Genomic DNA, 11,864 nt, shown 5'->3' with positions numbered 1-11,864 from the left:
TCTAGTCACCGTTTTCCATGATATCCGCCCATTTACCGGTCTCCTTCACGCGCCCATCCTCGAGCACGATCAACTGATCCGAATTTTCCAGCGTGGGCAGTCGGTGACCGATGACAATAACAGTGATGTTGTCGTGTAACCGGTCAATCGTATCGCGGATCCGCGCTTCATTCGCCAGGTCGAGTGCGCTTGTGGCCTCGTCCAGAATGATCAGTTCCGGCTTCTGGATGATCGCCCTGGCCAAGGCAATTCTCTGCTTTTCACCACCCGACAGGCGCTGTCCCGCATCGCCGACAACGGTATCCAGCTTTTCGGGAAGGCTGAAGACAAAATCCGCGGAAGCAAATTGCAATGCCTTTTCCAGCTCCTGGTCTGTGGCTCTATCATCAGCCCACAACAAATTGTTGCGGATCGTATCGTGGAAAAGAAAAACATCCTGCGGCATATAGGCGATGGATTTGCGCCAGCGCAGCCGGTTTTTCTCATCGAGCGGTACCCCATCGATTTCGATACTCCCAGTGGCAGGAGTAAGCAGGCCCATGATGAGATCCGCCAGCGTCGATTTCCCCGATCCCGAGGCCCCCATGATCGCAGTGGTTTTTCGGTGCGGAATCTCGATATCGACATCATAAAGTGACGGGGTCCCCCGGGTCCTGTAGCTGAACGAAACGCCCGAAAGCTTTATGGACTTGTCGAACCGGATTTTGTCACCCAGATTTTCAGACAATGTTGCTTCCCGTGCCGCACCGGCTTCGCGCATCAGATTCGTGTAATTTGACAAGACGGAATCAGAATGGAGAATATTGTTGATCTGGGTCTGGATCTCCCGGATCTGCGGGGAAAGTCTTGAAAAAATCAAAACCAGAATAAGCAGGGTGGGCAATGAGAGCTCGAATGTCGTGACACCGATATAGAGAAGCATCACCATGAACAACGCGACCAGGATCTGGAATATGACGCTCATCGCGGCATTCAGATGGGTAAATTGCAAAGTCCGTGTGCGCAAAAGGCTGCGTATTTCCAGCATCAAGCGGCTTTGGCGGTTTTCGCTTCTGAGAATCTTGATAAGCTTGATGCCGGCCAGACCTTCTTCAATCGTTTGCTGCACCTGCCGATTGGCAACGCTCAGCAGCTTTCCCTGCTCATGGGCTAGCTTGTGCTGTCTGCGCATGGTGAAGAACAGCCCGCCGCCCAAGATCATGGCTGCAAGCGTCAGTGGCAGGGACAGGCTGAGCGCTACTGTGATGTAAGCCAGGATCGAAAAAGCCGAGACAATGAAACGGACGGAGAACATCAGCGCTGTGCCCATCCGGCTGATTTCGGTAACCAGCAGATTGGACATGTCCGACTTTTTCTGCGTTGTCAGCCATTCCCAGCGTGCCTCCAGCATCGCATTGAAACTTTTTGTACGAAGATCGTCCAGCAATTCGAGCCGGAAACGCTCGGATACGATTGTCTGGCTATAGCTTATACAAGCGCGTAAAATATTCAGAGCCAGAAATGTGGCGAGAAGACCAGTCAGCGTGATCGGGATCCCCAGAAATACCAGGCCATCCACGATCATTCCGACGACACCTGAGGCCTCCGTCTGCGATTTCTGCAACGCCGCCAACAGGGGAACCAGGAGCACCAGTCCGATGCCTTGTGTCACACTGGACAGCAGCAATAATGTGGCAAACAGCAACGAGCGGGCCGGCGAAAAACGCCACATCATTTTCAGATAAGTCAGAATCAGCATCATAGTCGTTTAGTTAAAGCGCTCAACTAATCAATCGAAAGGCGTCGGCCGTATCGCGGGCGACAGCAATCACCACGCCATTTGATGGTCCACAAAAACAGAAGAAATATCGTCACAAGGATGAAGCAGCGAATGCGTCAGCGCCTTCTCCACAAAGTCATCGCCATGATCGCCGTATATGGCCGCCTGATATGCATGGTTATATCCGGGCAAATACAGAATTCAAAACGCGGGCGCGCGTGCTGTCCATCAGACCGATTTTCCCCGAAAAGATAATATCGGCAGAGCCAGAGAGGAGCGAGCTTTTCCAAGGCAAATTCGGTCGGCCGTTGGTGTCGGCCGTCAATGTTTCGAAGAACAGGTCCTTCAATTCTGCGGTATTCCGAGCTTTCATATATGGCTTGAGTATTTGCTGCCATCCGTCATCCAGGCTGTCAGGAAAGACTTGTTCGGTCATCAGCAGACTTGCCGCGACCGCTGTATCGCAACCGTAGGTTGCCGCGATACTCAGCATCTCCAGTCGATTATCCGCGGGCATGTTTCGCGCAACAATCGACAAATCGACGACCCATTTCAATCTCGGCCACATGGCGAGCGATCCATGCAGGACGAGGTACAGGCAGTAGAAGCTGTTAGACAGCGATGGCTGGGCATCGAATTGCACGGAATTGTTAAAATCTCCTGTGAGATCTCTCGGTTCGAACTTGAACAATCTCTGATGCAGTTCGATTGGGACCGAAACAGCAGGGTCAATAAAGGTAATATCCTTGAACCGCTTCAACTCCATCTTCTGGCGTATAGACTGAGGTATCTCAGTACGTTTCAACGTCGCTGACTTGTAGATATAACCCTGCTGATTCATCATTGCGATAGCTTGACGGGACCGGTCCGGGGAAATGAGAATATCGATATCTTTCGATCGTCGGACAGCAGAATTATCATGAAGCTGTTGTGCCAGTCCTCGCCCTTTCAGAACGGTGAATGGAATGGAATGGTCTTTTAGCAATTTCGATATTCTTTGTTCGGCAGCCTTTTGTTTCAGACTTGCAATCAAATTTTTCTGACAGGCCGATTCCAACAGCGTTGCGGCAGGGCCTGTTGCTGTAATATCAGCACAATTTTGCATCGCCATGTGCAAGAGCGGGCCGACGCGATGCCGATTGTCTGCAAAAGTTGCGAGCGTCTCGCTGATCGGTTCCCCAACACCTCTTGGCGGCAAGGATATGGCTGGACGCAGATATCTGCTCAATGATAATAGAAGGGCCTTGCTATCGCTGTCCATGAATAGCACCTAGAATTTTACTTCCGCTTAGGCGAGGCCTGAATGCCAAAGGCACTCATTTTTTCTCCAGCCTATCAGATACCGCCTGTATCAGCGCCGCAATTCGCGAAACACGTGCTGGCAAGACTCGCCCCCTCCGGGAGATCATCCACAGATCGTGGCGCAGCTGCTTGGAAAGCGGTGCGATGCGCAATCTGTCGTTATCAGGATAGCTGTCGACACCGCTGCGTGGCAGCAGCGTATAACCGATACCGCGCGCCACGGGTGCGGGAATCTGGCTGATCTGGTTTACAAAGCTCCGGATTCGCAGGCGATCCGATCCGCGGAACTCATCGGGAAAGTTCATCGCGAACAGATCGTCAGCATAGGCGAAACCGTCTGGATGCGCGATGAAGCCGAGCTCTTCCAGCCGTTGAAAGCTGATCGGCGAAACCGACGCGCTTTCGGGAATCACCAGGCACAATTCCTCCTGCCCCAGATGTTCTGCCTGAAGCCGTGGGTGTTGCGGATCATGATCGGCAACACCGAGATCAAATCGTCCCTCCAGTACACCGGCCAGCACCTTGTCCTGCGGGACCGCCTCGAGCCTTATACTCAGGCTCGGCGAGGTTTGCATCGCAGATAGCATTTCAGGATATAGCAGCGTTGCAAAACTACCGGAACAGGCCATAGCCACTTCGCCAACCGCAGGATCATCGTGCGATATGGTTTCCTGCAGCGCCTGTTCTTGAGCCCGCCTTGCCAGTCCGACTGCCAGAACCGCTTCACCCGCAGATGTCAGGCTAAAACCTTTGCCCTGGCGAGAGATCAGCGATTGACCAACTTGAGTCTCGAGCTTTCGCAGATGCTGCGAAACCCCTGGCTGTGTCATATTCAGCAGGCTGGCTGCCTTGGTAAAGTGACCGGTTTCGCAAAGCACAACGAAGCTTTCCAGCCATTGGGAATTCAGCATGAATCATTACTATATGTTATGATTATATTTTTGAATGATTATTTTTTTAAATGTTGTTGCTGCTCTATTTCCTTCTGATCAGAAGATGAAAGGAAATCTAAAATGCAAACTGCACCACGCGCTTTCTCCCATATTGGACTATCCGTTCCCGACCTCGATGCCGCGGTGAAATTCTATACCGGGGTTCTCGGACTCTACACGATAATGGAACCGACGAGTGTCATCGAAGACGATAGTGCGGTCGGAATCATGTGTACGGATGTTTTTGGCCCCGGATGGGACAGCCTGCGTATCGCCCACCTCGCCACCGCTGATCGCGTCGGCATCGAATTGTTCGAGTTTCCGGACAACTATGCGCCTGATAATAATCTGGACCACAAGCGTTTGGGAACATTCCATTTCTGTGTCCAGGATCCGGACGTAGAAGGGCTGATCGAAAAGATTGTTGCGGCCGGCGGCAAGCAGCGCATGCCGGTACGCGAATATTATCCCGGCGAGAAGCCCTATCGCATGTGCTACGTCGAGGACCCGTTCGGAATCGTGTTCGAGATATACAGCCACAGCTATGAACTGACCTATTCCGAAGGCGCCTATTCATAGCAGAATGAATGGATTGGACGCGCGGTCTTGAGCTTGCATTCACCGAATTTGAGACCCGGCCGCGCAACCAATGCACCACCGGAACGTTGTTGGAGGAAATAGCAAATATAACAGTACAAGATGGCAAGAAATATGAAAATCCTGATGGTTCTCACCTCACACGACGAACTTGGCGACACCGGCAAAAAGACCGGTTTCTGGCTCGAAGAATTCGCAGCGCCTTATTATATTTTCAAGGATGCCGGATCGGATATCACGCTGGCTTCCCCCGAAGGCGGACAGCCGCCGCTGGATCCATCCAGCGACGCAGACGACGCCCAGACCGAAGATACGAAACGATTCAAGTCTGACAAAGCCGCGCAGGCGGCACTTGCTAACACCAAGCCATTGTCAGCCGTTTCGGCCGACGGCTTTGACGCAATCTTCTATCCCGGTGGCCACGGTCCGCTCTGGGATCTGGCCGAAAATGATGACAGCAAGGCCCTGATCGAAACATTTTCCGCCAGCGGCCGCCCTGTCGGCGCAGTCTGCCACGCTCCCGCCATCTTCAAACATGCGAAAAACGCGGTTGGCGAACCGCTGGTCAAAGGCAAGGCAGTAACCGGCTTTACCAATTCGGAAGAAGAAGGGGTTGGCCTGACCAATGTCGTGCCTTTTCTTGTCGAAGATATGCTGAAAGAAAATGGTGGCATCTATCGCAAGACTCATGACTGGGCCCCTTTCGTTGTCGTCGACAGCATGCTGGTCACTGGCCAGAACCCCGCATCGTCAGCAGAAGCCGCGAGCAAGCTGCTCGATCTGCTTTAATCCCCCAACAAGTGAAGTGAACGGAGCGACCTATGAATATTCTGATCGCCGGCGCGACCGGCAAAACCGGATTGCGGCTCGTGAATCAACTGAAGAACAGCGGCCATTCCCCCGTCGCGCTGGTTCGTGGATCCTCGAATACAAGCTCATTGCCGCAAGGGGTAGAGCAACGCCAGGCGGACTTGACCGATCTGCAAAGCGGCGTTTGCGATGGTTGCGATGCCGTAATTTTCGCGGCCGGATCAGGCGGATCCACCGGTCCCGAAATGACCGACAAGGTTGATCGCGACGGTGCCAAACGGCTGATTGATCTGGCCAGCGAGGCGGGCGTATCACGCTTCGTGATGTTGAGCAGCGCTGGCGCGGATGATCCCGACCCGGAAAGCGATCTTGCGCATTATCTGCAAGCGAAACATGACGCCGATGAACATTTGAAAGCTTCGGGCCTGAACTACGCAATCGTCCGGCCCGTCAGCCTGACCGATGAGGATGGCAATCGTAACATGCGGTTCGGCGGCGATGTTGACCCCAAGGGAAAAGCGGCGCGCGGCGATGTCGCTGCAGTGCTGGCCAACGCGGTGGAAGACAGTGACTGGACAGGCAAGGCTCTGCTGATGCAATCAGTCTAGTGCCGGGCTGGCGACCCCGGTGCTGAACGACTTCAGATCAGCCACGCCAACCGCCTGCCCGGACGGCCAAGCGCCCTACACGGCTCCGCGAAAATGCGATGACCAATATGTTGTAGTCCACCAAAGCGGTAAGCGCTGCCATTCGTCCGCCGGCGCAGTCGGGGCGCTCTGTATTGCTGCAACCTTTGTCCCGCCCGGACGTAGATCCGGCGATGCAGGATCATTCGACCGCCAAGGGTGGAAAATACCGGCACCAACCAGCAGGATGCGCAACAGATGAAATTGGCAAGGGCAAAGCGGGACGAACCGGTTCAATATGCAATCATTGCCAAATTCCGCACCCGCGCAACGTCGGCGGATCATTCGTAGATGGACGATATCGCTGAAATCACTCGCGAAAGCCCCTATCGGAAGCTGAGGATCATCATTGCCACCTGTCTCGTCGTTCTGCTGTCGGCTATTTTGCTGCTGGGGGCGGTTCCCGCGGGTATCTTCAAAAGCGTGATCAAGGAGAAGTTGCAAGGAACCGCCGAACGCGAAGTAACAATCGGCACCGTCACCCGGGACAGCTTTTTTTCCTACGCTCCGGTTATCACCATCCATAATCTTCGCGTTGCGCAACCGGCCTGGGCGGGTGAAGGCGATTTCCTCCGACTGAAATCAGTTTCGGCACGGCTGTCCGTGTTTGAAGTCCTGACCGGCAACACTCAGCCAGATCGGGTCACTGTCGAGGGGCTGGAAATCGCCCTTGTCCGCGACGAGGATGGCCGGAGCAACTGGAATGACCAAGATGATCGCAAGGATGATGCAGAAGCCAGCACCCCAGTCCTGACCGATCTGGATGTCGCCCACTCCCGTTTCAGCTATGTCGACCATAAGAGGGGCCTCTCGCTTGCGGGTCCCATTTCGGTCAATTCGCGAAACGGTCTTCGCGCGGAGGGACGCGGTACATTTTTAAAGTCCAGCGCCGTCATGGCGTTCACCGGAGGCCCCATTACGGGGATTGATCCCGAAGCCGGCTATCCTTTTCAGCTTTCCTTGCAGTCTCCGGCTTTGGAACTGAAGGCCAAAGGCGAAATGCAGGGCGTATTGAACACCGATCGTTTCGTCGCGACGCTCTCTGCACGCGCGCCGACTCTAAAAAATCTCGACCGCATTGTCGAAGCTGGTCTGTTCGGGACGCAAAAGATCGATTTGCAGGCAGATATCCGTCACCAGGGAAAGGACTGGTATATCGAGAAGCTGAACGGATCGATAGGCCGGTCCAGCCTGACGGGCAAGGCGGACGTCCTGAAACGGGATGGCCGGACCAAAATAGACGCCAGCATAAAATTCGCTACGCTGGACTTTGACGATCTGGCAGACGATGAAGGCTTGGCCAAAGCGGCGGCTCTCACTCGACGCATTGGCCCCCGGGTCATTCCCAACACCCGTATCAATCTCTCCAAAATGGGGCCGACCGATGGCCAGATGACTTTCACCGTTGACCGCCTGCTTTCGCGGCGGGATACGATATTCCGGAGCGTGCGGGGCAAATTGTCGCTGGATCACAAGTTGATCAACATGACAGATCTGGTCATCGTGCTGAAGAGTGGCCGAATGGTTGGCACCGTGCGGGTCGATCACCGAAGTGGCGCACCGAAATTTTCAACGGACCTGACACTGAGAGGCGCTTCCCTTTCCGATCTGATCGGCAATGACGATATCGTGACGGCAAAGATGCGGGGCCGGATTTTATTGTCCGGCACCGGCGACACGGTCCGGTCCGCCTTGGAAAAGGCAAACGGCAGAGCCGCGATGGTCGCTTCGGGCGGCAGCGTTCGCGCTACAGCTGCACATGTTCTTGGCCAGAATCTCGGGGGCGCGGTCCAGGAAATAATCGACAATCCGGAAGCGCGGGTGCCACTGCGCTGTCTGGTAGCCAGCTTTACGGCTCGAAACGGTATCTTGACACCCGCACCGCTTGCCATAGATACCAGTGTCTCGGTCGGACGTGGCCAGGGACGGATCGCCTTGAAAGGCGAAACAGTCTCTCTGATATTGCGCGGCGGCGCCAAGGGGAAAAGCGCTTTGCGCATTGTCGATCCGATCAAAATTTCCGGAACGCTGAACGCTCCGGATGTGTCCGTGGCCGGGCTCGGCAAAGCCCGGGATGCAGAAAAGCCTTCCCTCGGAGATGTTTTGAAAGTTGCGACAAAATCTATCGGCAGCGCGCTGGGTATAGGCGACAGCGACGAACAGAAAGAGGCTTTCATGCAAAAGCCGAAGTCGCTGGACTGCGATGCAATTGTTGCCGACGCGATGCGCTAATATTGCGGGAACCGCCCTGCACCTTCTACCACTTGCAGCCACCTGAAAAACCTAGAACAATCAGGCTGAACCCCAAAAAAAATTCACTCCGGTCAAGGCTGCGACCAAATGGCTCCGTCTTGTGAATATTCAGGGAAATATGTCCCCATATTCACAAGAGGATTTACATGCGCAAATATCTACTCGCGTCGACCTGTCTGGTCGCTGTCATTGCCCTCCCCGCACGGGCGGAAACAAGCATAGCGACAGCCACCACCGACCCGATCCGCACATCCACCATCGATGGAGGGGGAGCCGATGATATCAGGATTACTTCAGCGGGCTCGGTCCAACCGACAGCGGGTATTGCGGTTACCGTCGACAGCGACAACATTCTAATCAACGACGGTACGATAGAGATCGGCAATGCCGACAACGCGACCGCTATTCTCGCAGAGTCAGGCGTCACCGGTACAATCACCAATAGCGCGACGGGAAAGATCATTCTTGACGAGCCCTATGCGCCAACAGATGCCGACAATGACGGGGACATAGATGGCCCATTTGCCACCGGAACAGGCCGGACAGGCATCGCGACCGCCGGCGCTTTCAACGGCAATATTACGAATAGCGGAACGATCACGATCGAAGGCAATGACTCAGCCGGGATCCGTCTGGGCGGTCCATTGGCCGGCAATTTTGTGCATGACGGCACGACCACCGTGCTCGGCGACAACGCGCTAGGCGTTAGTTTGCAAGATATTACCGGCGATGTTCGGATTGCCGGAACCATCACCGTGCAAGGTCTTGACGCTGTAGCGGCGCGTGTCGACGGTAATGTCGATGGCGCGCTTGTGGTCCAGGGATCTCTGCAGTCCACCGGCTATCGATATGCGACAGCGCCCGCCGACAGTTCCAAGCTGGACGCCGACGACCTGCTGCAAGGCGGCCCAACCCTGTCGATTGCTGGCAATGTTTCGGGCGGTATCATTCTCGCCGTGCCGCCGAAGGATAACAGCGCCACAGACAATGACGAGGATGATGACGGCATTGAGGATTCCAAAGAAGGTTCTGCGCTCGTCCGTTCTTATGGCGCGGCGCCCGCAATGCGTATTGGCGATGCCGGCAACGCCGTAACCATCGGCGCGATCGCCGGCACGGGAACAGGTTTTGGATTGGTCATCGACGGCGGCGTCCTGGGCAGCGGTGTTTACAGCGGCATCAACGCCGGCGGCCTGCAAATCGGCGGACTCGGCGGCACCGTCACCATAGACGGCGGCATTGGCATAAGTGCAACCGGCTCGATAAAAGCGGTCTCCAACGGTGGATCGGCAACAGCGGTGCAATTGGGATCCGGCGCCACGACACCAGAAATCCGCAATGCCGGCACCATCGAAGCGACCGGTGGAAGCATCACAACTTCGATCAGCACCGCGATTTCGATCAGCGCCGGCGCAAATCTCGCAACCATCCGCAACAGTGGCACGATTGGCGCTAAAGCGGGCGGCAATGAGGGCACCGCGATTGCGCTCATGGACTCGTCCGGCACCGTCGAGCTGATTGAAAACAGCGGTACGATCGCTGCCACCGGTGCGCTCGCATCATCGGGCCGCAATGTCGCGATCGATCTTTCGGCAAATGACTCGGGTGCCACCGTCCGCCAGACCGCAGTAGCGGCGTCGGCTAAGGCTCCTTCGATCATCGGCGACGTTCGCTTCGGCAACGGCAACGACATATTCGAAATAGCCGATGGCAGCATGAGGGGAAGCAGCAGCTTCGGCGCCGGCGACAATCAGCTCAACCTGTCCGGCGACGCAGTTTACGCCGGCAAAGCGGAATTTGGCGCAGACACAGATATTCTGGCACTCTCGGGCACAGCGGTGTTTGACGGCAATGTTGATTTTGGCGGCGGAGCAGACATGCTGGATTTGTCCGGCACCTCACGATACTCCGGCTCGCTGACCAATGCACAAGGCCTTGCGGTGACAGCGTCTGGCGGCACGTTCGATGTCACCGGCGCTGCTCAGATTGCATCGCTTGCCATCACGGACGATGCTGTGCTCGGCGTCACACTGGGCGGCACCAACGATACGGCTTTACAGGTATCAGGCGATGCAAGCTTTGGTGCCGGATCGAAACTCGCGATCAAATTGTCCAATGTCCAGAGCGCCGAGGGGGACCATGTGGTCGTGCAGGCTGGAACCATCACCGGCGCGACAAATTTGACCGCCTCAACCGCGCTCCTGCCTTTCCTCTACAAAGGATCCCTCAGCTCGAACGCCAATCAGGTCGTTGTCAGCGTGGCCCGCAAGGATGCGACGGAACTCGGCCTCAACCGGTCCGAGGCAAGCGGATTTGCCGCAGCCTATGCGGCACTGCAAACCGATGAGGATGTCGAAGGCCTGTTCCTGGCAATTGCCGATCAGCAACAGTTTCGCAACCAGTTGCAGCAGATGTTGCCCGAGCATGAAGGCGGAATTTTCGAAAATGTCACTCTGGGATCCCGGGCAATGGCACGGTTCCTTGCAGATCCGAGCGCTCCGTTCAAGGATGAAGGCAAATGGGGCTACTGGGTTGCGCAGGTCGGCTGGGGCAGTTCGAAAAGTGTGGGCGACACCGCCGGCTATGACGTCGGTGGCTGGGGTATATCCGCGGGTGCAGAACACAAGACCGGCATCGGCAATTTCGGCGCCTCTGTCGGATATATTCACGGCAAGAACGATAACGCAAGCAATGGCAATGAAGTCTGGTCCGAACAATGGGAACTGGCCGGATACTGGCGTCTGGCCGCCGACAACTGGCTGGCCCATGCCCGCATATCCGGCGCGAAGATCAACTTTGACGGCAACCGCTATTTTGTTGGGGAACTGGACGGGGAGGATATCACGAAGACCATGACATCGGATTGGGGTGGCACCTTGTGGTCAGCCTCCGGTGCGGTAGCCCGTGACATGCGTTCGGGCAATTTCTCGATCCGCCCGACAATTGCCGTAGAATATTTCAAGTTGAGTGAAGACGGCTATGCTGAATCCGGCGGTGGCGAGGCGCTGGATCTGACTGTCGCCGACCGTGAAAGCGACGAGTTGGCGGTTTCCGGCACAATTTCGATGGGCCTCGATCTGGGTGGTGTTGACCAATATGATGGATGGTATCGCTTTGAGCTCGAGGCGGGGCGACGCGAAATCGTCGGCGGATCTCTTGGTGTCACCGTTGCCCAGTTCGAAAACGGTTCGCCCTTCACCCTTGTGCCGGAAGAACGCAAAAGCGGATGGATCGGACGATTGCGCGCAGTCGCCGGCAATTCCGCCTTCCAGATCGGCGGCGAAGTTTCTGTCGAGGAACAGCAGAGTCATGCGGCTGTAGCGGTACGCGCCAGCCTGCGAGTCGGTCTGTAGTAAAATCGCTCGGGCGAGAGCGCAAGGGGGCAGGATATATCCCAATCCCCCCCTTGCCTTCCTTTAAAACGGAAATGGAGACAGACATTTTTGCTACACCCGCCTCGGACACCGCCCGCCCACTCATGCTGCTGTTGCGCGATAGATTGCGCTCGCTATATATCGCGCCAGC

The 11,864-nt window shown here is 55.7% G+C and carries 8 protein-coding genes; 5 read left to right on the top strand and 3 right to left on the bottom strand.

Annotated elements, in window-relative coordinates:
* Position 1: 1 nt before the first annotated feature.
* From ACHZCJ_RS15350 to ACHZCJ_RS15340, 3 genes are all read right to left on the bottom strand, one after another.
* On the bottom strand, positions 2–1,741 hold the full coding sequence (locus ACHZCJ_RS15350; RefSeq protein WP_321327401.1) for an ABC transporter ATP-binding protein: 1,740 nt from the start codon (positions 1,739–1,741) through the stop codon (positions 2–4).
* A gap of 196 nt (positions 1,742–1,937) precedes the next feature.
* On the bottom strand, positions 1,938–3,020 hold the full coding sequence (locus ACHZCJ_RS15345) for a nucleotidyltransferase family protein (protein WP_321327399.1): 1,083 nt from the start codon (positions 3,018–3,020) through the stop codon (positions 1,938–1,940).
* Positions 3,021–3,075: 55 nt separating this feature from the next.
* Complete coding sequence (locus ACHZCJ_RS15340; RefSeq protein WP_321327397.1) at positions 3,076–3,972, bottom strand: LysR family transcriptional regulator; 897 nt, start codon at positions 3,970–3,972, stop codon at positions 3,076–3,078.
* 102 nt (positions 3,973–4,074) lie between these two features.
* On the opposite strand from ACHZCJ_RS15340, the gene ACHZCJ_RS15335 reads away from it, so the two are divergent.
* From ACHZCJ_RS15335 to ACHZCJ_RS15315, 5 genes are all read left to right on the top strand, one after another.
* Positions 4,075–4,572: a lactoylglutathione lyase family protein gene (locus ACHZCJ_RS15335; protein ID WP_159645286.1), complete on the top strand. Its 498-nt coding sequence runs from the start codon at positions 4,075–4,077 to the stop codon at positions 4,570–4,572.
* Positions 4,573–4,704: 132 nt separating this feature from the next.
* Positions 4,705–5,379 carry a type 1 glutamine amidotransferase domain-containing protein gene (locus tag ACHZCJ_RS15330; protein WP_321327394.1) on the top strand — a complete coding sequence of 225 codons (675 nt, stop codon included), beginning with the start codon at positions 4,705–4,707 and terminating at the stop codon, positions 5,377–5,379.
* Between the two features lie 32 nt (positions 5,380–5,411).
* Positions 5,412–6,008 carry an SDR family oxidoreductase gene (locus tag ACHZCJ_RS15325; RefSeq protein ID WP_321327393.1) on the top strand — a complete coding sequence of 199 codons (597 nt, stop codon included), beginning with the start codon at positions 5,412–5,414 and terminating at the stop codon, positions 6,006–6,008.
* 369 nt (positions 6,009–6,377) lie between these two features.
* On the top strand, positions 6,378–8,318 hold the full coding sequence (locus ACHZCJ_RS15320; RefSeq protein ID WP_321327392.1) for an AsmA family protein: 1,941 nt from the start codon (positions 6,378–6,380) through the stop codon (positions 8,316–8,318).
* Between the two features lie 167 nt (positions 8,319–8,485).
* The gene (locus ACHZCJ_RS15315) at positions 8,486–11,692 is read left to right on the top strand and encodes an autotransporter domain-containing protein (RefSeq protein ID WP_321327391.1); all 3,207 of its coding nucleotides are present in this window, start codon (positions 8,486–8,488) and stop codon (positions 11,690–11,692) included.
* Positions 11,693–11,864 lie beyond the last annotated feature (172 nt).

Source organism: uncultured Parasphingorhabdus sp. (assembly GCF_963677535.2).
Taxonomy (GTDB): domain Bacteria; phylum Pseudomonadota; class Alphaproteobacteria; order Sphingomonadales; family Sphingomonadaceae; genus Parasphingorhabdus.
Note: the sequence above shows the minus strand (reverse complement) of the source record. Positions and strands in the feature narration are given on the sequence as shown.

Excerpts from the sequence above, each read along its gene's own strand:
- ACHZCJ_RS15350 (WP_321327401.1), bottom strand. The coding sequence starts at position 1,741 with ATGATGCTGATTCTGACTTATCTGAAAATGATGTGGCGTTTTTCGCCG.
- ACHZCJ_RS15345 (WP_321327399.1), bottom strand. The coding sequence starts at position 3,020 with ATGGACAGCGATAGCAAGGCCCTTCTATTATCATTGAGCAGATATCTG.
- ACHZCJ_RS15340 (WP_321327397.1), bottom strand. The coding sequence starts at position 3,972 with ATGCTGAATTCCCAATGGCTGGAAAGCTTCGTTGTGCTTTGCGAAACC.
- ACHZCJ_RS15335 (WP_159645286.1), top strand. The coding sequence starts at position 4,075 with ATGCAAACTGCACCACGCGCTTTCTCCCATATTGGACTATCCGTTCCC.
- ACHZCJ_RS15330 (WP_321327394.1), top strand. The coding sequence starts at position 4,705 with ATGAAAATCCTGATGGTTCTCACCTCACACGACGAACTTGGCGACACC.
- ACHZCJ_RS15325 (WP_321327393.1), top strand. The coding sequence starts at position 5,412 with ATGAATATTCTGATCGCCGGCGCGACCGGCAAAACCGGATTGCGGCTC.
- ACHZCJ_RS15320 (WP_321327392.1), top strand. The coding sequence starts at position 6,378 with ATGGACGATATCGCTGAAATCACTCGCGAAAGCCCCTATCGGAAGCTG.
- ACHZCJ_RS15315 (WP_321327391.1), top strand. The coding sequence starts at position 8,486 with ATGCGCAAATATCTACTCGCGTCGACCTGTCTGGTCGCTGTCATTGCC.